14 protein-coding genes, 3 tRNA genes, 1 rRNA gene and 1 pseudogene are annotated in these 21,899 nt (G+C 23.3%); 5 read left to right on the top strand and 14 right to left on the bottom strand.

Translation table 11 applies throughout. The annotated features are described in order from the left end of the window. Window positions 1-107: 107 nt before the first annotated feature. The 4 genes and pseudogenes from D9V80_RS00975 to dnaQ form a co-directional block, all read right to left on the bottom strand. Window positions 108-656 carry a nucleotide exchange factor GrpE gene (locus D9V80_RS00975; RefSeq protein ID WP_158353344.1) on the bottom strand — a complete coding sequence of 183 codons (549 nt, stop codon included), beginning with the start codon at window positions 654-656 and terminating at the stop codon, window positions 108-110. 244 nt (window positions 657-900) lie between these two features. After that, window positions 901-1,362: a xanthine phosphoribosyltransferase gene (gene gpt / locus D9V80_RS00970; RefSeq protein WP_158353342.1), complete on the bottom strand. Its 462-nt coding sequence runs from the start codon at window positions 1,360-1,362 to the stop codon at window positions 901-903. A 225-nt stretch (window positions 1,363-1,587) separates the two neighbouring features. Further along, window positions 1,588-1,661 (bottom strand) — tRNA-Asp (locus tag D9V80_RS00965). 80 nt (window positions 1,662-1,741) lie between these two features. After that, window positions 1,742-2,415, bottom strand: a pseudogene (dnaQ, locus tag D9V80_RS00960) (DNA polymerase III subunit epsilon). 97 nt (window positions 2,416-2,512) lie between these two features. On the opposite strand from dnaQ, the gene rnhA reads away from it, so the two are divergent. Next, complete coding sequence (gene rnhA, locus D9V80_RS00955) at window positions 2,513-2,992, top strand: ribonuclease HI (protein ID WP_158353340.1); 480 nt, start codon at window positions 2,513-2,515, stop codon at window positions 2,990-2,992. A gap of 279 nt (window positions 2,993-3,271) precedes the next feature. Here rnhA and D9V80_RS00950 read toward each other — a convergent pair. The 3 genes from D9V80_RS00950 to D9V80_RS00940 form a co-directional block, all read right to left on the bottom strand. Then, window positions 3,272-3,344 (bottom strand) — tRNA-Ala (locus D9V80_RS00950). Between the two features lie 36 nt (window positions 3,345-3,380). After that, window positions 3,381-3,456 (bottom strand) — tRNA-Ile (locus tag D9V80_RS00945). A gap of 67 nt (window positions 3,457-3,523) precedes the next feature. After that, window positions 3,524-5,106, bottom strand: a 16S ribosomal RNA gene (locus tag D9V80_RS00940). Between the two features lie 346 nt (window positions 5,107-5,452). On the opposite strand from D9V80_RS00940, the gene argS reads away from it, so the two are divergent. Further along, entirely contained in the window at window positions 5,453-7,186 is a 1,734-nt protein-coding gene (argS, locus tag D9V80_RS00935; RefSeq protein ID WP_158353338.1) for an arginine--tRNA ligase, read from the top strand. Between the two features lie 31 nt (window positions 7,187-7,217). Here the strand turns inward: argS and flhA are convergent, their stop codons facing one another. Together flhA and D9V80_RS00925 are read right to left on the bottom strand one after the other, a co-directional pair. Beyond that, window positions 7,218-9,311, bottom strand: a complete 2,094-nt coding sequence (flhA, locus tag D9V80_RS00930) for a flagellar biosynthesis protein FlhA (protein WP_158353336.1) — start codon at window positions 9,309-9,311, stop codon at window positions 7,218-7,220. A 19-nt stretch (window positions 9,312-9,330) separates the two neighbouring features. Further along, a complete protein-coding gene (locus D9V80_RS00925) occupies window positions 9,331-10,467 on the bottom strand; it encodes a flagellar biosynthesis protein FlhB (RefSeq protein WP_158353334.1) in 1,137 nt (378 codons plus the stop codon). Between the two features lie 353 nt (window positions 10,468-10,820). Between D9V80_RS00925 and proS the strand changes: the two genes are divergently transcribed. Next, the gene (gene proS / locus D9V80_RS00920) at window positions 10,821-12,431 is read left to right on the top strand and encodes a proline--tRNA ligase (RefSeq protein ID WP_187306505.1); all 1,611 of its coding nucleotides are present in this window, start codon (window positions 10,821-10,823) and stop codon (window positions 12,429-12,431) included. A gap of 37 nt (window positions 12,432-12,468) precedes the next feature. On the opposite strand, the gene dnaE is transcribed toward proS, so the two are convergent. The 5 genes from dnaE to rpsB form a co-directional block, all read right to left on the bottom strand. Next, window positions 12,469-15,999: a DNA polymerase III subunit alpha gene (dnaE, locus tag D9V80_RS00915; protein ID WP_158353330.1), complete on the bottom strand. Its 3,531-nt coding sequence runs from the start codon at window positions 15,997-15,999 to the stop codon at window positions 12,469-12,471. 229 nt (window positions 16,000-16,228) lie between these two features. Then, window positions 16,229-16,687 carry a 3-hydroxyacyl-ACP dehydratase FabZ gene (gene fabZ / locus D9V80_RS00910; RefSeq protein ID WP_158353328.1) on the bottom strand — a complete coding sequence of 153 codons (459 nt, stop codon included), beginning with the start codon at window positions 16,685-16,687 and terminating at the stop codon, window positions 16,229-16,231. A 285-nt stretch (window positions 16,688-16,972) separates the two neighbouring features. Further along, window positions 16,973-17,530, bottom strand: coding sequence for a ribosome recycling factor (gene frr, locus D9V80_RS00905; protein WP_158353325.1), 558 nt, complete (start codon window positions 17,528-17,530; stop codon window positions 16,973-16,975). Window positions 17,531-17,961: 431 nt separating this feature from the next. Next, the gene (gene tsf / locus D9V80_RS00900) at window positions 17,962-18,771 is read right to left on the bottom strand and encodes a translation elongation factor Ts (protein ID WP_158353323.1); all 810 of its coding nucleotides are present in this window, start codon (window positions 18,769-18,771) and stop codon (window positions 17,962-17,964) included. Window positions 18,772-18,875: 104 nt separating this feature from the next. Continuing rightward, complete coding sequence (rpsB, locus tag D9V80_RS00895; RefSeq protein ID WP_158353321.1) at window positions 18,876-19,577, bottom strand: 30S ribosomal protein S2; 702 nt, start codon at window positions 19,575-19,577, stop codon at window positions 18,876-18,878. A gap of 292 nt (window positions 19,578-19,869) precedes the next feature. Here rpsB and map point away from each other — a divergent pair, with 292 nt between their 5' ends. Both map and dapD read left to right on the top strand, forming a co-directional pair. Next, window positions 19,870-20,631 carry a type I methionyl aminopeptidase gene (map, locus tag D9V80_RS00890; RefSeq protein WP_158353319.1) on the top strand — a complete coding sequence of 254 codons (762 nt, stop codon included), beginning with the start codon at window positions 19,870-19,872 and terminating at the stop codon, window positions 20,629-20,631. A 149-nt stretch (window positions 20,632-20,780) separates the two neighbouring features. After that, window positions 20,781-21,611 (top strand): 2,3,4,5-tetrahydropyridine-2,6-dicarboxylate N-succinyltransferase, encoded by an 831-nt coding sequence (gene dapD, locus D9V80_RS00885; protein WP_158353317.1) that lies wholly within the window; start codon window positions 20,781-20,783, stop codon window positions 21,609-21,611. Window positions 21,612-21,899: the final 288 nt, after the last annotated feature.

Raw genomic sequence — 21,899 nt, 5'->3', positions numbered from 1 at the left:
GTATATAAATACTTCATCAATACATACATCTATTTTGAGGATTACATTAAATAATGTATTTTTTGTAATCCTCATACTTATAACATAAATTATACATATATATGTAATTATGATTTTCCAGACGAAACTATGACTAAAGCAGCTCTTAATAACCGATCATGTAATATATAACCTTTTTGAACAACCATAATAATATGATTTTCAGGAATCTCATCAGAATGTTGCATTAACATAGCTTGATGTATAGAAGGATTAAATATAACATTTGATTCATTAATGATATTCACATGATATTCATGTAATATATTATGTATTTCTTTTAAAATTACATTCATTTCTGAAATAATAGATTGATCATTATCAAAATTTTTTTTGGTTAAAGAAATTGCTTGTTCTAAACTATCAATAGTTGTTAACAAAGATATTATAATTTTTTCTAAAGAATATTTATAAGTACTTTGTAAAAGTATATTTTCTCTTTCTAATATTTTATTAATACGTTTCTTTTCTATTTCTTTTAAATTGATTATTTGTTTTTGATAATCTAATATCTTTTTTTTTAACTTTATCATATTATTATCATTTAATTCATTTTTTTTTTTCTGAAAAACATCATAATACATATTATTCTCATAATTTTTTTTTTTAATACTCATCTTAAAAATCCTATTTTAAATATTAAATCAATATTAATTTTTAACGTTTATAATAATACAATTATAATTTTTTTATTATATAATTTAAATTATAATGTTATTAATATATATAATTAATTTTTATAAAAAAATAATTTAAAAAAAATAAAAATTTTTATCATATTTATGATTGTATATATAAAAATAGAAAATGATATTAACATTTTATATTAAATTTAAAATTTATATAAATATTTCAAGCATTTTATAATAATTGTATTAAAGGTAATCTATATTTTAGACCCATATCCCAAGGTGGTTCAATCCAAATATTTTGATCAACACTAATTACATAATTGTCTATTAACAATTTTCCTTTTGGTTTAGCAAAAACTACAACAAAATAAGAATGAGGGTATAAACTTTTAACAATTTTTGCAGTACTTCCTGTATCAATTAAATCGTCAACTATAATTATATTTTTTCCATAATCTTTGGTTTTCTTAATTATTTTTATATTACCTTTACAATTATGTTCATAACTTGAAATGCAAATTGTATCTACAAAACGCACACCTAATTCTCTAGCTAATAGAGCAGCAGGAATTAATCCTCCTCTACTAATTGCAACAATACCCTCCCATTGTCTGATACGAATAATTTTTTTAGCCAACTTTAATGTATAAAGTTGTAACATATCCCAAGTAACAATATATTTTTTTAACATAAAAATTCACAAATATAAAAAAGATTATGGAAAAAAACCACATATATATATAAAATGATATTAAGATTTTTTTTTTTTTTTGAAAAAATGGTTGATAATATTAGTAGTTATTTTTTAATACATATTAAAAAATAACAAGTTGAAACATATATGGAGAGTATGAAAAAAATTGCAATTTTTTAAAAAAAAATACTATTACAATATTTTATTTAATTTAATAATTTTCGGTGCGGACGGGACTTGAACCCGCGACCTCCGGCGTGACAGGCCGATATTCTAACCAACTGAACTACCGCACCTAAAAAATATTTTTTTAGTTATTTGATTATATATTTTTTATACATTTAGTCAATTAAAATTTTAAAAAATTTTAATTTTTTTATTGATACCATATACATTTTTTATATTTTAATAACATATTTTTTAAATATTGTTTATGTGCCAACAATTCTTGAGATGAAGCTTTTTGTATCTTTAAAGAACTATGTACTATTTTTTTTGTATTCGAAATAGTTGGTAATATATTGTTATTATTGACTATAGAAAAACTAATTTTTTTCTGTTTACTAGTCATTTTAATATATACTTTTTGTAATAAAATTGCATCGATAATAGCACTGTGAAAAGCGCGATGTGATATAGGTATATTATAACGTTTACAAAGAGCATCTAAATTATTTTTTTTACCTGGAAATAATTTTCGTGCTATACTTAAAGTATCTATAATATTACAAATTGTTGTCAAAGATTTGATAGGATATTTTATTAAAGTTAATTCTTTTTCTAAAAACGAAATATCAAAAGAAGCATTATGTACAATTAAATTTGAATATTTTATAAAATTTAAAAAATCTTCTGCAATTTCTTTAAACTTTTTTTTTTCGATAGAAATTTATCAGAAATACCATGTACTTTAAAAGCTTCTAAATCTACATTACGTTCTGGATTTAAGTAAACATGAAAATTCCTATGAGTCATTTCTCTGTCGACCATTTCTATTGCACCAATCTCAATAATACGATGATTTTTATGTACAGCTCCAGAAAATGACATCCCAGTTGTTTCAGTATCAAGTATAATAAAACGATTAAAATTATTATTATTCATAATAATACTTCCTTTAAATTTTAAAAGAATTTGTTAAAAAAAAATGTCTGAAAAACTCTTAAAAAAAATTAAAATATTTACAGATGGTTCTTGTTTAGGTAACCCTGGACCAGGAGGATGTTGTGCATTAATTAAATATAAACAATATATCAAAAAAATTTGTTCTAGTTTTTATCTTACTACTAATAATAGAATGGAAATTATGGGAGCAATTCTTGGATTGGAAATGCTAAAAGAAACTTGTAAAGTAACAATTATGACTGATAGTCAATATCTTAAATTGGGTATAGTAGTATGGATTCAAAATTGGAGAAAAAAAAACTGGAAAACAAAAAATAACAAAACTGTAAAAAATATTGATTTATGGTTAAGACTAGAAAAAATTATTAATTTACATAAGGTAAAATGGATATGGATTAAAGGACATTCGATATATTTAGAAAATAATTTATGTGATCAACTAGCAAAAAAAGCAGCTTTAAATCCAAAAGAAATTGATATAGGATATCAAAAAAGTACATAAATAAATTTGTTTATAAAAACAAATGAAAATTTTTTTTATAAATATATTAAATATATATTTCTTTCTATAAAGAAATATAAAAAATAATTTTAATGTAAATATTATTAATTAAATTAATAAATAATAATTTATTATATTAAAAAAAATAGAAAATATAATTTTATATTTTTTAAATATATATAAAATTAAATAAATTTTTATTGGAATTTTATTTGGATTTTTATTAAAGAAAGGGTTATAAATAATTTTATTATTAAAAATAAGTTTATTAATTTAATATGGAGCTAAGCGGCATCGAACCGCTGACCTCCTGCGTGCAAAGCAGATGCTCTACCATCTGAGCTATAGCCCCAAAAATTTTTTTTAAAATGGTAAAAAAAGCACACATTAGGCCTGAGTGGACTTGAACCACCGACCTCACCCTTATCAGGGGTGTGCTCTAACCAAAACTGAGCTACAAGCCTATTTTTATATAAAAATACAAGAAAATTTGTGTGGGCACACTTTATTAATAAATAAAGTGAAATAATGTAAGGAGGTGATCCAACCGCAGGTTCCCCTACGGTTACCTTGTTACGACTTCACCCCAGTCATGAATCACAAAGTGGTAAACGCCCTCTTGATTTTATTATCATTACAAGTTAAGCAATTTGCTTCTTTTGCAACCCACTCCCATGGTGTGACGGGCGGTGTGTACAAGGCCCGGGAACGTATTCACCGTGACATTCTGATCCACGATTACTAGCGATTCCTACTTCGTGGAGTCGAGTTGCAGACTCCAGTCCGGACTACGATGTACTTTATGAGTTTAGCATGTCTTCGCAGATTAGCATCTCTTTGTATACACCATTGTAGCACGTGTGTAGCCCTGGTCGTAAGGGCCATGATGACTTGACGTCGTCCCCACCTTCCTCCGGTTTATAACCGGCGGTCTCCTCTGAGTTCCCGGCCGAACCGCTGGCAACAGGGGATAAGGGTTGCGCTCGTTGCGGGACTTAACCCAACATTTCACAACACGAGCTGACGACAGCCATGCAGCACCTGTCTCATAATTCCCGAAGGCACTACTCTGTTTCTAGAATATTTTATGGATGTCAAGACCAGGTAAGGTTTTTCGCGTTGCATCGAATTAAACCACATGCTCCACCGCTTGTGCGGGCCCCCGTCAATTCATTTGAGTTTTAGCCTTGCGGCCGTACTCCCCAGGCGGTCGACTTAATGCGTTAGCTTCGGAAGCCATTTCTCTTGGAAACAACCTCCAAGTCGACATCGTTTACAGCATGGACTACCAGGGTATCTAATCCTGTTTGCTCCCCATGCTTTCGCACCTCAGTGTCAGTATTTGTTTAGGAGGTCGCTTTCGCCACAGGTATTCCTCCAGATATCTACGCATTTCACCGCTACACCTAGAATTCTACCTCCCTCTACAATACTCCAGTTTATTAGTTTCAAATGCAGTTCCTAAGTTAAGCTCAGGTATTTCACATCTGACTTAATAAACAACCTACGCGCTCTTTACGCCCAGTAATTCTGATTAACGCTTGCACCCTCCGTATTACCGCGGCTGCTGGCACGGAGTTAGCCGGTGCTTCTTTTGCAGGTAACGTCACAGACGTAAACGTATTATTTTTACGTCCTTTCTTTCCTGCTGAAAGTACTTTACAACCCTAAGGCCTTCTTCATACACGCGGCATAGCTGCATCAGGCTTTCGCCCATTGTGCAATATTCCCCACTGCTGCCTCCCGTAGGAGTCTGGACCGTGTCTCAGTTCCAGTGTGGCTGGTTGTCCTCTCAGACCAGCTAGAGATCGTTGCCTTGGTAAGCCATTACCTTACCATCAAGCTAATCTCGTCTGGGCTCATCTAAAAACGCAAGGCTTTTTTTTCAAAAAGTCCCCTGCTTTGGTTTTTTTTTACAAAAAAACATTATGCGGTATTAGCTACCGTTTCCAGTAGTTGTTCCTCTTTTTCAGGTAGATTCCCAGATATTACTCACCCGTTTGCCGCTCGCCGACAAAAAGAAAGCAAGCTTTCTTTTTTCGCTGCCGCTCGACTTGCATGTGTTAGGCTTGCCGCCAGCGTTCAATCTGAGCCATGATCAAACTCTTCAATTTAAAACTATTTTTAAATATAAAAAATGAATTTTATATTAATTTTTTATAATTCACTTTATATTAATATTGTGTACCCACACAAATTTTCTCATATTTTTTTAAAGAACAATTTTTATAAACTTTATACACATTACATTTTTTTATGATTGTTGTCAATCTTTATTTATATAAATTATATAATATTATCTTTAATACAAATATAAAATATAATTGTATTAAAGATATTAAATACATTTACAAGTTTTATACGATTTGATCTACAAAAAGTTTATGTTATTATTTGTAGATAATATCTTGATTAAAAAAGATCATCTTTAACACTATCAAATAGATCAATAAATTGAATATGAACATAAAATGTTTTATATCTAATATAGTTAAAAAAACAATCCTCAAAATCGGAATCACAGATACATTTGATCCAATGATAAAAATTATTCAAAAAAAAAATTTAGGTCATTATCAATCCAATGGAATAATGCATCTTGCATATATAAAAAAAATAGAACCAGTAAAATTTGCAAAAAAAATTGTGAAATTAATTCCTTTATCCTGTATTTTTATAAAAATTTGTGTAATATCACCAGGATTTGTAAATTTTTATATAAATCAAAAATGGATAGAAGATAACATTAATAAAATTTTTTATAAAACACGTTTAGGGATTAAAAAATTAATACCAAAAACAGTAATTATTGATTATTCATCACCAAATGTAGCAAAAGATATGCATATTGGACATTTACGTTCTACTATACTAGGAGATGTATCAGCTCGTATTGCCGAATTTTTAGGTCATAAAGTTATTAGAGCTAATCATATTGGAGATTGGGGAACCCAATTTGGAATGATAATAGCTTTATACGAAGAACAAAATCCGTCTTTTAAAAAAAAGAAAATGAAATTAGAAATAATTGAAAAATTATATCAAAAATCTAAAAAAAAATTTGAACAGGAAAAAAAATTTTCGGAAAAAGCACGTTGGTATGTAACTAGACTTCATCAAAAAGATCCTTATGTATTAAGGATATGGAAAAAAATAGTATCTACCACAATAACATCACATAGTAAAATATATAAAAAACTCAATATTACATTACAAAAAAAAGATATAAAAGGAGAAAGTGAATATCATAATATGATTCCTAATGTAATAAAAGAATTAAAAAATAAAAAAATAGCAACTGTAGTTGATGGATCTACAATTATTCTTCTTGAAGAATATAAAAATAGACAAGGATTGCCAATGGGTATTGTCATTCAAAAACAAGACTCTGCATTTTTATATGCAACTGTAGATATTGCATGCTTAAAATATCGTTGTCAAACATTACAAGCACATCGTATATTATATTATACAGATAGCCGACAAGCTCAATATTTACAACAAATAACAACAATAGGGAGAAAAGCAGGTTATATAAAATCAAAAACAAAAATAGAACATCATATGTTTGGAATGGTTTTATCAAAAGACAAAAAACCATTTAAAACTAGAGATGGTAAAAATATTAAATTAAATCAATTATTAAAAACAGCTGTAAAAAAATCGCTTTATCTTACACAAAAAAAAAATTCTACACTATCAAAATATCAACTATATTCTATATCTAAAAAAATAGGAATAGGAGCAGTAAAATATTCTGATTTATCTAGAAATCGATTAACAGATTACATTTTTGACTGGGATAATATGATAAGTTTTCATGGTAATACTGCTCCATATATTCAATATACTTATACACGAATATTATCTATTTTAAAAAAAATAAATAATAATGTAAAAACAATTCAACAACCAATTATTTTAAATAATCATACTGAAAGTGAACTATCTTTAAAAATTTTACAATTTGAAGAAACTATTCATGAAGTTTTTAATTTTGGACTTCCTCATATACTTTGTTCATATTTATATCAATTATCTGTATTATATTCATCTTTTTATGAAAAACATTCCGTTTTACATATTCAAAATGAAAAAATTAAAAACAGTCGTTTAAAATTATCTTATTTAACTGCAAAAACTATAAAAAAAGGATTACATCTACTAGGAATTCAAACTATGAAAAAAATGTAATATCAAAATATTAAAATACATTTTTTTATATTTACATTTTTGAACCAATAAAATGAGTTACATAAATTTTTCTTTGGTCTCTAATTTCCATATCAGACAAAACTACCAAATGAGTAAAGTGAGTTCTTAATATTTTAGATATAAATACTCGCAAATCATGTTTAACAACTAAAACCAGAGGTTCACCCAAAGAATCTTGAATTTTAATAGCTTTTTCTGTTTGTAATAAAAAATTATTTTTTAATGTAGGCTCTAAAACTTGATTATTTTTATCTTGAACAATTTTAATAAAAATTTTTTCTAAGTTATGTTCTAATCCAAGAACTTTAATTTCTTTTGCATTATTAAATATTTTTTGAACAATATATTGACCTAAAGTTAATCTAACAATACTAGTAAGTTCTTGAACATCTTTTGTACTTGGAGCATAGTCAATTAATGTTTCTATAATTGTTCGAATATCTTTAATAGAAATTTGTTCTAATAATAAATTTTTCAATACTTTATGAAATATAGTTAAAGATATAAGATTTGGAGTTAAATCATTAACTAAACCTGGCATTAACTGATTAATACGTTCTAATAATTTACTTGTTTCATATCGATCTAATAATTCATGAAGATTATGTTGAATTACAAAATTTAAATGTGTTACGATCACAGAAGAAGCATCTACAATAAGATACCCTTTTGTTTTTGCTTCATATTCTAATTTTTTTTCAATCCAAATTGCCGGCATTCCAAAAGTAGGTTCTGTTACTTTTATACCTTCTAAAGTAGCATTATTATCAACATTACCAGAATCTAAAGCCATTAATTTATCAGGAATAACTTTTCCTGTAGCGATGATTACACCTTTTATTAATATAAAATATGTATCTTTAGAAGATTCATTATTAAATATATACACGGGAGGTACTAAAATACCAAAATTATTTGCATATTTTTTTCTAATTCCTTGAATTCTTTTTAAAAAAATTGTTGATTCGTTTCCATTTACTAAACTAATTAATTTTGATCCTAATTCAATACTAATTAATTTTTCTATTTTAACATTTTCCCAAGACAATTTTAATTCTTTTTTTTGTAACAAAATATTATTTTTTTGTGCAAAAATATTATCTTTTTGAATTTTTTGATTATATATAATCCAAGATAAAATAAAAAATAAACTCATAAAAAACAAAAAAATAAAATTCGGCATACCTGGAACTAAACCTAAAACACCTAAAATACACCCACTTATAGCAATTAACAGAGGATCTGAAAATAATTGATGCAACATTTGCTCTCCTACATCTTCATCTCCACTAATTCTAGTAACAATAACTCCAACAGCAGTAGAAATAATTAATGCAGGAATTTGAGCTACTAATCCATCTCCTATTGTTAATAGTGTATATGTTGCAGCTGCTTTTTTTAATGACATATTATGTTGAAATATTCCAACAGTTAATCCACCTAAAATATTAACAATCATAATAAATATTCCAGCTACAGCATCACCTCGAACAAACTTACTAGAACCATCCATAGAACCATAAAAATCTGCTTCTCTGTTAATTGCAATACGACGATTTTTTGCTTCAGATTCACCTATCAATCCAGCATTTAAATCTGCGTCTATTGCCATTTGTTTACCTGGCATACCATCTAATGCAAAACGTGCTCCGACTTCTGCTATTCTACCCGCACCTTTAGTAATAACCATAAAATTAATAATTAACAATATAATAAAAACTACAATTCCTATAAAAAAATTACCACCAACTAAAAAATGTCCAAATGCTTCAATGACTTTTCCTGCAGATAAAGTACCAACATGTCCATTTAATAAAATAATTCGAGTAGAAGCAATATTTAAAGCTAATCTTAATAAAGTGGAAAATAATAACATGGTAGGAAAAGACGCAAAATCTAATGTATGTTTGGTAAATAATGCAACTAACAAAATTAAAATAGATAAAATAATATTAAAAGTAAAAAAGAAATCTAAAATAAATGTTGGTAAAGGCAATATCATCATTGATAAAATAATGATTAATAAAAGAGGAATAGCAAGTTGTTTAAATTTAAAAAAATTTGAATGATATATATTTTTATAAAAATAAAAAAAAATATTCATATTTTTTTATTTCCTTTTATTATAAATCTAAAGAAGATGGTATTACTAAATTTTTTGGTTTAACTGGAATTGTGTCTTCAGAATAACCTTTTTCTTCCCATTTTTTCAATTTCCAAGCCCATATCAAAACTTCAGCAATTATTAAATATAACTTTTCAGGGATATATTCATCAATTTTTGTATTATAGTATAATAATTTAGCTAATTCAGGGGACTCAAATATAGGTATAGAATGTTTTTTCCCGTTTCTTGTAATATATAATGCTATCATTCCTTTTCCTTTTAATAATACTTTTGGTGCTTCCATAACCTTCATTTTATAATTTAATGCAATTGCATAATGAACAGGATTTGTAATAATTACATCAGCTTTTTTTACTTTTTTTAACATATAACGACGAGATAACATTCTCATAGTTTGAAGAATACGCCTTTTGATATTAGGATTACCTTCCATTGCTTTGAGCTCATCTTTTAATTCTTGTTTAGTCATCTTTAATTTGTTATAAAAAAACCATTTTTTTATAAAAAAATCTAAAATTACTATAGGAATAAAAACTAAAATTGATAAAATTAACCCTTGAAAAATAACATCAAGATTATTATAAAAAAAAACATGATCAAAACTATAACTAAATATGAATATTTCAAATTGATGTTGTATTAAATACCAAATTAATATTCCAAAAATTAAAAAAAATTTTATTATTACTTTAAATAATTCAATAATAGACTGCAAAGAAAAAATACGTTTAATCCCTGAAATAGGATTAATTTTAGAAAAATTTATTTTTAAAGGAACATATATAAGAGAACCACCTCCAAAAATAATAGGTCCAATATATGAAACAAAAAAAATACTTAAAAAAATTAATATATGTATAAAAAAAATATTTTTTATAAATAAAACTAAATAAAAAAAAGAATCGTGAATATTACAAGTACGTAATTTATTAAATGTTAAATAATGTTTAATAATATTAATACATTCAAAAAAAATGTATTTAATATAAAAATAAAATATTAATGTAAAAAATGAAAATAATAATAAAATATTTAATTCCTGAGAATAATAATTCTCACCTTTTTTTTTCGCTTTTAATAAACGATAATGTGATGGTTGTTCAGTTTTTTCTCCATCAGAATTATGAGTCATAATTTTACCTATGTAAACACATAAAAAACATTGTTATAGAATATATTTTTTTTTAAAAAAATATTATTTTTAATAATATTTTTAAATACACATATTAAGTATATAACGTTTTTAATTTTAATAAAAATATATTTTATGAATATAATTTATCCAAAAATATTTTTTATGTATTAAAAATTAAATATTTTTAATTAATAATATATAAAATCAGTTATAATATTTAAAATTAAATTAAATAACATATCTTTTAAATAAAAAAAATAATGTTTTATATAATTTATAATTTATATTTTTCATCAAAAAATAAACTATATTTTTTAAAAAAATTTTATTATAAATTTTTAAGGAACAAAATGCGTACAAGTCAATATTTACTATCTACATTAAAAAATCATCCAAAGAATGCTGAAATTATTAGCCATCAATTAATGTTAAGAGCTGGATTAATACGTCAACTATCTTCTGGAATATATATTTGGCTTCCTACAGGAGTAAAAGTACTTAACAAATTAAAAAATATAATAAATCAAGAAATGCAAAAAATAGGAGGAATGGAAATAAATTTACCTAATATTCATCCAATTAAAATATGGAATACAAGTAATAGAATAAACAATTATGGTAATGAACTATTTACTATTATTGATCGTAAAAAAAATAACTGGATATTAGGACCAACACATGAAGAAGTAGCAACAGAATTAGCAAAATTAGAAATTCAATCTTATAAACAATTACCAATAATAATGTATCAAATGAAAACCAAATTTAGAGATGAAATTCGTCCACAATTTGGAATAGTAAGAACGAAAGAATTTTTAATGAAAGATGCATATTCTTTTCATGTTACTACAACATGTTTATCAAAAACATATGAACTAATTAAATATGCTTATAATAACATTTTTTCAAAAATTCAATTAAAATTTAATATTGTTGCTGCCGATTCTGGTGCAATTGGTGGAAATATATCTCATGAATTTAAAGCTTGTAAAAATATTCAAAACAATAAAAATTCCAAAAATAAATCAATCCAAACATGTTCTAACATTTTTAAAATATATTTTTTAAAATATTATTCAATAAATGATAGTACAAAAACAATTTATTTTGCTTACATGATTAAAATAAACAAAAATATTGATTTAATCAAAATACAAAATGATATTAATATCAACACTAAAATTAATTTAGCTTCAAAAGAAGAAATACAACAATTTTTTAAAAAAAAAAAAGAAATCAATTTAGAAATAATTAGAAAAAACATTCCTGTAATTATACATAAAAATATTATAATACAAGAAAATTTTTCTATTGAACTATCTCAACTTACAATATGTTTAATTAATAATTACTGGTTTCAATATCTTCCTAATCCTATTAAATATTCTGATAATTTATTGATAGAAATAAATGATTTTTTTAAAAAAAAAAATAAACAAAAAAATTATTATCAAACAGAATTAGAAATTGCACATATTTTCCAAATTGGAATAAAATATTCCAAATATTTTAATTTGAAAGTTAAAAATAATAAAGGAAAAAATACATTTTTAAAAATGGGATGTTATGGAATTGGAGTTACCAGAACTATTGCTGCAGTAATAGAACAAAATTATGATGAAAAAGGCATTATCTGGCCTTTAAAAATAGCACCTTTTGAAGTAACAATAATTCCTATTAATTTGCATAAATGTGTATTAGTAAAAAAATATACGCAATTATTATATTCTGAATTACTTAAAAATAACATTGATGTTTTATTAAATGATTTAGAAGAGAATCCTGGAGTAATATTTTCCAATATGGATTTAATCGGTATACCTTATCAAATTATTGTTAGTCCAAAAAATATTCAAAAAAATAAAATTGAAATTAAATACAGATACGATAATAAAAAAATTATATTAAATATATCTGAATGTATCAAATTTATAAAAAATGAAATGAATAAAAATATTTAATATAATATGTAATTTATGTAATAAAATATAATAAATATTATGATGAATAAATTTTAAAAATATTAATATCATTATCTTTACGAAAAAAAAGATTAATTTTTTGAATAAAAGAAAAAGAATAAATTAAATTTATAAAATTATTATCTGGAAAAATATTCCATGAATTTTGTAAAGTTGAAAACTCTTTAACATGTGCATGTAAATAACAAATCTCAAAAAGTGTATTTCCTTTTTTATTTTTTTTTAAAATATTTTGTATATCCGATATATTATTTTGACTAATTACATTTTTATCTATATAAATAACAATTTTTGATAAACATGTATGTCGAGCATATTCAATATCAGTAATATTTACTGCAGTTATTTTTAATTGATTATTAAAATTATCAAATGATATTTTTCCTTTTACAATCAAGATTGTATCTTTTTTTAAAAAACAGCGAACATTTTCTATTAAATTAGAAAAAACCACTACTTCTATAATTGCAGAACTATCATCAATGGAAATAATTGCAATTTTTTTATTATTTTTTGTATTTTTAAATTTTACATATTTTATAATCCCTGTGACTACAACAAATTTATTAATACTTATTTTAGAAATTTTGATTATTTTTGTACTTTTAATATATTTTTTTAATTCAAAATAATATTCATTAAAAGGATGACCTGATAAATATACACCTAAAACAGCATATTCATGATCTAATTTAGTTTTTTTTGTCCATTTACTATATATATTTTCTTTATTGTTTGTACTAAGCATTTTTAATTCTTTTAAAGGAGAACCAAAAAAATCTTGTTGATTTTGACTTTTAAATAATAAATACTGTTTGACTGATATAAAAATAGATGGAAGTGTTCCAACTAAAATCGATCTATCAATATATGTAAAATCAAAACAACCAGCCATAATTAATTTTTCAACTATTTTAACAGTAATTTTATATACTACAATTCTTAAGCAAAAATCAAATAAGTCAATGAAAAAACCATATTTTTTTCTATTTTTAATAATCAAATTAATAGAATGACTTCCTATACCCTTTATTGCTCCCATTCCATAAATGATTTCTTGTTTTTTGTTAACATGAAAATGATAATATCCATGATTAACACAAGGTGATAAAATTTTTATTTTCATCCTTTTACATTCTTCAATAAGCTTAATAAGCTTATCAATGTTATCCATATCAGAAGTCATAACCGCAGATAAAAATTCTTCGGGGTAATAATATTTTAACCAAATAGTCTGATAAGTAATTAATGCATAAGCGGCTGAATGAGATTTATTAAACCCATAACCAGCAAATTTTTCTAATAAATCAAAAATTTTAATTGATAATGAAATACTAATCTTCTTTTTTTGAGCACCCTTTTGAAAAATAAGACGTTGTTTTTCCATTTCAATTGGATCTTTTTTTCCTATTGCTCTTCTTAATATATCTGCCTCACTTAACGTGTATCCTGCTAATACTTGAGCAATTTTCATCACTTGCTCTTGATATAAAATTATTCCATAAGTAGATTCTAAAATAGGTTTTAAACATAAGTGTTGCCATTTAACATCAGGATAACTAATTTTTTCTTTTCTATGTTTACGGTTAATGAAATTATCAACCATTCCAGATTGTAAAGGGCCAGGTCGAAATAAAGCAACTAAAGCAATAATATCTTCAAAAGAATCAGGTTTTAATCGACGAATTAAATCTTTCATACCTAAAGATTCTAATTGAAAAATACCTGATGTTTCAGAACATTTTAAAATAGAAAAAGGTTTTTTATCGTATAATGATATGGTATTAATATTAATATATTGATCAGAATTTTTACGATTTTTATTAATTGTATTTACTGTACGTTGAATGACAGTTAAAGTTTTTAATCCTAAAAAATCAAATTTCACTAAACCGATTGATTCAATATCATATTTATCAAATTGTGTTAAAGGATTATTTGAATTTTCATCAAAATATAAAGGAACAAAATTAGTAATTTGAAAAGGAGAAATAATTACACCACCTGCATGTTTCCCAACATTACGTGTAACTCCTTCTAATTTTTTAGAAATATCAACAACAATTTTAACATCTTCATTAGTATTGTATAATTCCTGTAATTCATTACTCATTAATAAAGCTTCTTGTAATTTAACACCTACATCCATAGGAATTAATTTAGATAAATTATTTATAAAACCATATGGATAACCCAAAACTCTACCCACATCTCTTACAACAGCTTTTGCAGTCATTGTACCAAACGTAATAATTTGAGCAACAGAATCTGTTCCATATTTTTTTGCTACATGTTCAATAACTAAGTCTCTTTTTTCCATGCAAAAATCAATATCAAAATCTGGCATAGAAACTCGATGTGGATTTAAAAAACGTTCAAATAATAAATCAAATTGTAAAGGATCAACTTCAGTAATTTTTAAAGCATAAGCAACTAAAGATCCAGCTCCAGAACCTCTTCCAGGTCCTACTGCAATATTATTTTTTTTAGCCCATTGTATAAATTCCATAACAATTAAAAAATAACCTGGAAAACCCATGTCATTAATTACTTTTAATTCCTCTTGTAATCGATTTATATATTTTTTATGATCAATAAAATAATTATTTTTTTTTTTTATTTTTAACGAATTTAATCTTTCTTTTAAACCAAAATATGCTGATTTTATTAAAAAATTCTGTTCAGTATCTGTACCTGTATTAAAAACAGGTAAATAAATTTTATTTAACTCAAAAAAATAATTACAACGTTTTGCAATTTCTACACTATTTTTCACTGCTTCTGGAATATCTCTAAATAATTGAATCATTTCATTTTCAGATTTTAAAAATTGATGACAAGTATATGATTTTTTAAAATCAGTATCTGAAATCATAATTCTACGATTAATAGCTACTCTTATATTATGAATATAAAAATCTTTTTTTTTTAAAAAACAGACTGAGTTTGTTGCAACAACTGGAATACCTTTAATTCTTGCAAGTGATAATACACGAGTAATATATAAATTTTCATCTTTTTGATTAATTCTTTCTAATTGTAAATAAAAAGAATTAGGAAAATATTTATCATAAAACAAAATTATTTTATCTACCATTTTCCAGTTTTTTTTTAACAAACTATATCCTAATTCTCCAGATATACCTCCTGACAATAAAATTAGTCCTTTATTATATATTGTTAACCATTTTTGTTGTAAACATACTTTAACCATATTCACTTTATCAATCTTATGGGCAAGTGTTACCAACATAGAAAGATTTCTATATCCTTCTTTAGTGCAAGCTAGAAGAGTTATTTTTTTTATTATATTATCTTGAAACATTGACTGTACATAAATGTCAATTCCTATAATTGGTTTTATTCCCATCTTATTAGCTACTTTATAAAATTTTAAAGAACTAAATAAATTGTTAAGATCAGTAATAGCAATAGCTCCCATATTCAAATTCTTTGCTTCTTGAACTATCTTATATGGATTAGCTAAACCATCTACAATGGAAAAATCGCTACGTATATTTAAATGTACAAATTTTGGAATAACCATATTTTATTTTCTTTCTATAAAAAGTAAAAATGTAAAATTAAAAATTTATCATTTACTATGTATTCTTATACAATAATTATATTTATATCAATCATACATTTTTTAATATTAAATATAAATATTAATTACATTGTATATTTACTGTTGAAGATTTATATATATTAATATATTTAATAATATTTAATAATATTTAATAATATTTAATAAATAAAAGTATTTATGTAGTCAATTAATTTTTATGCATTAAAAATATTAAAGCTTTTGCAATAACTTTTGACTTAATTAATACTATTGATTGAAAACTAAATAAACCATGTCTTTGAAATTTTAAAAAAGTATTTATAATCATTTGGTCTCCTGGATATACACAACGTTTAAAAATAGCATTTTGAATTTTTACTAAAGGAAAAAAAATTGTTGAATCACACAACAATATTTTTTTTAATAAAATATAAGCAGATTGAGACATGACTTCAAGTATATGTACTCCAGGAAAAATAGGATTGTTTACAAAATGAGAATGCATAAATAAATCATTGAGACTAACATTTTTTAACGTTTGAATATAATTTTTATTATTACAATATATAATTTTATCGATAAATATAAAAGGATATTTATGTGGTAATAAACTAAGAACATCATTTTTTATAATATTTTTCTTGTTTTTTGTAACAAAATTTTCCATATTTATTCCATAAATAAGTTTTTACTATTTTTTAATAAATATTAAAAATATTTTTCTATAATTAAACATAAAGTATCTTTGTAACAAACATCAAAAATATATAATTGTTAATACTTTTTTTAATATTTATATATATTTATTAAAATAATTTATATTATAAAAGATTTAAAATTTAAATAAAAAAATATTTATCATTTTTTTAAAAAATATATATAAACGTCGTTTTATTATTATAACAATGAAATTGATATAAATTTTTATAATATAAAACGACGTTTTAAAATATTAAAAAGTCATTAAATCTGTTTCTTTATCTGAAACAAGATGATCAATTTTTTGAATATATAAATTTGTTATTTTTTGAATTTCATTTTGTATTTTACGTTCTTCATCTTTTGTAATATTTTTTTCTTTTAATGCTTTTTTTGCTAACTCATTATTATCCCTACGTGTATTTCGTACGTAAATACGTACTTTTTCTGCATCATTTTTTACAATTTTTACTAATTTTTTTCTATTTTCTTCGGTTAAATCAGGAACAGTAACATAAATATTATTTTCTCGAATATTTAATGAAAAACCTAAATTTAAATTAATAATCGTCTTTTTAATAAAATTAAAATACTCATTATTAAAAGGACTAACTTTTAAAGTTCTTGCATCACTGGATACAATACTTGAAACTTGACACAATGGAATTTTTTTACCATAATATTCAATATAAATATTATTTAGTATTTCAGGACATACACGATTCGTTCTAATAGTATTAATATGATTTTTAAATACTAAAATATGTTTTTCCATACAATCTTTTGTATTTTGGATAATATTATTAATCAACTTTATAATCCTTTTTTATTTATAAAATATAAATTAAATGTATTTTTTAAAAAAATATATTTTTTTATTATATTATTAATATAATAAATATTATATGAATTATTGTTACAAAATATTTTAAAACTTTTTAATAATAATTCATAAAAATATTAAAATACACATGTAACAATGTAAATTTATATACTTATATTTCTAAAAACTTATATATAATTATATTAAAAATTAAAAAATTCATTAATTTTTATAATTTAAAAAAATATCTTTTTATTGTAATAAAAAACAGAATAAAATTTTCAATTTATTTAAAATAAAAGAATTATTTATTATTTTCATTTTTAAAAAAAATATTTTTTATAACAAAAAATTAATATAAATAATTATTTATATTAATATAAATAATTATTTATTTATCAAAATTAAAATATCAAAAACTAATGAATTTTTTCACCTAATTCATATCTCATGAAAGAAAATATTTTAATATTATTTTCATCAATAATATCTTTCACTTTTCTTTTCAAATCAAAAATAAAAAATTGATTAAATAAAGTGATTTCTTGAATAAATTTATCCATTTTTCCTTTTATAATACGTTGTTCTTGGAAAGAATTTTTAGATAATTTTTTTGTTAGTTGAGATTGTATTTCATATTCTCTTTTTAATACATGTTCTGGTATATCTTCTTTTTTAATATATTTTGGATTACTAGCAGCAATATGCATCGCAATATTTTTTATAATATGTTCATGATTTAAATAAGCATCTTCATTACATGTAACTATTACACCAATACGATTATTATGTACATAACATGTAGTACAATTATTATTTATTAAGAAAAATCTTCTAATTTTTATATTTTCATTAAACTGAGAAACTAAGTTAACTCTTTTATTTTCAAATTCTTTTTTCAATATGTCTACTGTTTGTATTTTTTTTTCTAAAGCATAATTTAAAACATCTTTTCCAAAAATATTAAAAAATTTATTATAAGCTACAAAATCTGTTTCACAATTTAGTTCTAACATACCACAACAATTATATTTTTTTAAAACTAATATGATCCCTTCAGTAGCGGAACGAGTATTAATTTTTGCTGCTTTAGATAAACCTTTTTTTCTTAAATCATCAATAGATTTTTCAATATTTCCATTATTTTTTAATAAAGATTTTTTACATTCTACTATACTAACACCAGTTCGAATTCTTAATTCCTTAATTAAATTTGCAATTACATCCATAATATTTTTTCCTAAAAAATTTTATTACTTTAAATACAGTACATATTCTACTAAAATAAAGTTTTTAATATTAAACTTATTCAAATATTTTATATAGTACATTATTACATTTGTTCATCATATACAGATTCTGTATTTTTAATTAAAGCAAAAGTTATATAACTTAAATATAACTGAATTGAACGAACAGAATCATCATTTCCAGGTATAATATAATTAATACCATTAGGATCAGAATTAGTATCTACAATAGAAAAAACTGGAATTTTTAAATGATTAGCTTCTTTAACTGCAATTTGTTCATGCATAGCATCAATAACAAATAGAGCGTCTGGCAAACCTCCCATATTTTTAATTCCACCTAAACTCTTATCTAATTTATTAAGTATTCTTAATTTTGTTAATGCTTCTTTCTTTGTTAATTTATCAAATGTTCCATCTTGAGATTGAATTTCTAAATCTTTTAAACGTTGAATTGACTGCCTTACAGTTTTCCAATTTGTCAACATCCCTCCTAACCAACGATAGTTAACATAAAATTGTTGACATTCAAGTGCAGATTTTTTTATTGGTATACTTGCTGCTTTTTTAGTTCCAACAAAAAGAATTTTTCCTTTTTTATATGCTATTTTTTTTAATTCTTTTATTGCTGTATTAAACAATAACACAGTTTTTTCTAAATTAATAATATGAACCTTATTTTTTGATCCAAAAATAAATGGTTTCATTCTTGGGTTCCAATATCTTTTTTGATGTCCAAAATGAACCCCTGCTTGTAACATATCTCGCATGGAAATGCTATTCATAATTCTCCTGATAAAATTTTGTTAAATAAACATATTTGAAACATTTTTAATATTAAAAATGCATTAATCTTACTATGTAAAGTAACTATTTTATTTTATTAATATTAAATATATTATAGACAAAAAATAAAAAATTACTATTTTAGTAATAATTATTTTAATATTTATAATAAATTTATTTTAAATTCACTATTTTTTAAACAATATTTTTTGTATAAAATTATTATACATAATTAAAAATTTTATTTTTTTTTACTATATATAAAACATTATAATAAATTATGGAAATATTATGCAAAAAATAAAAATAAAAAATCAAACAGAAATAAAATTCATGCGTACAGCAGGAAAATTAGCTTTTGAAGTATTAAATATGATTGAACAATATTTAAAACCTAATATTAGTACAGAAGATATTAATCAAATTTGTCACAATTATATTGTCAATCAACAAAAAGCTATTCCTGCTTGTTTAGGTTATAATGGTTTCCCAAAATCTATTTGTACTTCAATTAATGATGTTGTTTGTCATGGTATACCTAATGAAAAAGATATAATTCAGAACGGAGATATCATTAATATTGATATTGCAATTATAAAAAATGGATATTATGGAGATACTTCTAAAATGTTTTTAATAGGTAAAACTTCATTATTATCTCAACAAATATGTCAAGCTGCACAAGAAAGTTTATTACAATCAATTAAAATAATTAAACCTGGTATTCAATTATCTGAAATTGGAAAAAGCATACAAAAATACATAAAAAAAAAAAATTTTTCAATTGTAAAAGAATATTGTGGACATGGAATTGGATCTTCGTTTCACGAAGCACCTTATGTTTTACATTATTATGAAAAATATCACCCAAAAATTATCTTACAAGAAGGAATGATATTTACTATAGAACCAATGATTAATGCTGGTTCTTCTGAAGTATATTGTTCTCCACATGATAAATGGACTGTGAGAACTAAAGATAAATCTTTATCTGCTCAATATGAGCATACCATTTTAGTAACAAAAAAAGGATATGAAATTCTCACAAATTAAATTTAAAAAATTAAAATTAAATACAATATATTAAAAAAATATCATATTTATTTAAAAAAATATTAATCACATGTTATATTAAGTTATTTTTATAATATAAACAATTACAACAATATTCTAATAAATTTTAATAGGTTACAAAAAAAATTATGGACATTTTGAAAAATACCATTAATACTTTATACGAAAATAAACATACAATTAATCCTGAAAATATTAATTCTCATGATTCTGATGCTATACATCAAATTATTAATATGTTAGATAAAGGTGAAATTAGAATTTCAGAAAAAATTAATAACCAATGGGTTACTCATAATTGGATTAAAAAAGCAGTACAATTATTTTTAATAATCCAAAAAAATAAAATTATACACGGATTAGAAACAACATACTACGATAAAATAGATTTAAAATATAGTGATTATAATGAAGAAAAATTTAAAAAAGAAAATGTACGAGTAGTACCACAAGCAACAGTAAGATATGGATCGTTTATAGGTACAAATAGTGTATTGATGCCATGTTATGTAAATATAGGTGCTTATATAGGTCAAAATACTATGATAGATACTTGGGCAACAGTAGGATCATGTGCACAAATTGGTAATAATGTTCATTTATCTGGAGGGGTAGGTATTGGTGGAGTATTAGAACCAATGCAATCAAATCCTACAATCATAGAAGATAATTGTTTTATTGGAGCAAGATCTGAAATAGTAGAAGGAGTCATTGTAGAAGAAGGATCTGTTATTTCTATGGGAGTATATATTGGACAAAGTACTAAGATATATGATCGAAAAACTGGAAAAATATTTTATGGAAAAATTCCATCACAATCAGTTGTTGTTCCAGGAAATTTACCATCTAGTGGAAAAGATTGTAGTCTTTATTGTGCTGTTATTGTAAAAAAAGTTGACTCTCAAACATTAAGTAAAGTAGAAATTAATGAATTATTAAGAAATTGTGATTCACATTAACAATTAACATTCAAATGTTTCTAAATATAGAAATATGTGTTCTTCCGATTAATATTTAACATGTCGGAAGAATACATTTTTATATTAAATTACTTCAAATATATCTGTATATTATATATATGTTTTCATTTATATGAAACTTGTAAAATAATTTAATATTCAAGATTAATTTAATATTAAACAAAAACTAATATTTTACACTCGAAATAAAATTTAGTGTATAATTTTGTATAATTGCAAAAAATTTGTCTAAATATTTTTCATTTTAAAAATTATATTTACAATATA

It is taken from the genome of Buchnera aphidicola (Thelaxes californica), assembly GCF_005080825.1.
GTDB lineage: Bacteria > Pseudomonadota > Gammaproteobacteria > Enterobacterales > Enterobacteriaceae > Buchnera_I > Buchnera_I aphidicola_V.
The sequence above is the reverse complement of the archived record's forward strand: the minus strand, read 5'-3'. Positions and strand labels throughout refer to the sequence as shown.

Coding starts and splice junctions, on each gene's coding strand:
- D9V80_RS00925 (WP_158353334.1), bottom strand. CDS start 10,467: ATGACTCATAATTCTGATGGAGAAAAAACTGAACAACCATCACATTAT.
- gpt (WP_158353342.1), bottom strand. CDS start 1,362: ATGTTAAAAAAATATATTGTTACTTGGGATATGTTACAACTTTATACA.
- dapD (WP_158353317.1), top strand. CDS start 20,781: ATGGACATTTTGAAAAATACCATTAATACTTTATACGAAAATAAACAT.
- dnaE (WP_158353330.1), bottom strand. CDS start 15,999: ATGGTTATTCCAAAATTTGTACATTTAAATATACGTAGCGATTTTTCC.
- tsf (WP_158353323.1), bottom strand. CDS start 18,771: ATGGATGTAATTGCAAATTTAATTAAGGAATTAAGAATTCGAACTGGT.
- rnhA (WP_158353340.1), top strand. CDS start 2,513: ATGTCTGAAAAACTCTTAAAAAAAATTAAAATATTTACAGATGGTTCT.
- proS (WP_187306505.1), top strand. CDS start 10,821: ATGCGTACAAGTCAATATTTACTATCTACATTAAAAAATCATCCAAAG.
- argS (WP_158353338.1), top strand. CDS start 5,453: ATGAACATAAAATGTTTTATATCTAATATAGTTAAAAAAACAATCCTC.
- D9V80_RS00975 (WP_158353344.1), bottom strand. CDS start 656: ATGAGTATTAAAAAAAAAAATTATGAGAATAATATGTATTATGATGTT.
- rpsB (WP_158353321.1), bottom strand. CDS start 19,577: ATGAATAGCATTTCCATGCGAGATATGTTACAAGCAGGGGTTCATTTT.
- map (WP_158353319.1), top strand. CDS start 19,870: ATGCAAAAAATAAAAATAAAAAATCAAACAGAAATAAAATTCATGCGT.
- fabZ (WP_158353328.1), bottom strand. CDS start 16,687: ATGGAAAATTTTGTTACAAAAAACAAGAAAAATATTATAAAAAATGAT.
- flhA (WP_158353336.1), bottom strand. CDS start 9,311: ATGAATATTTTTTTTTATTTTTATAAAAATATATATCATTCAAATTTT.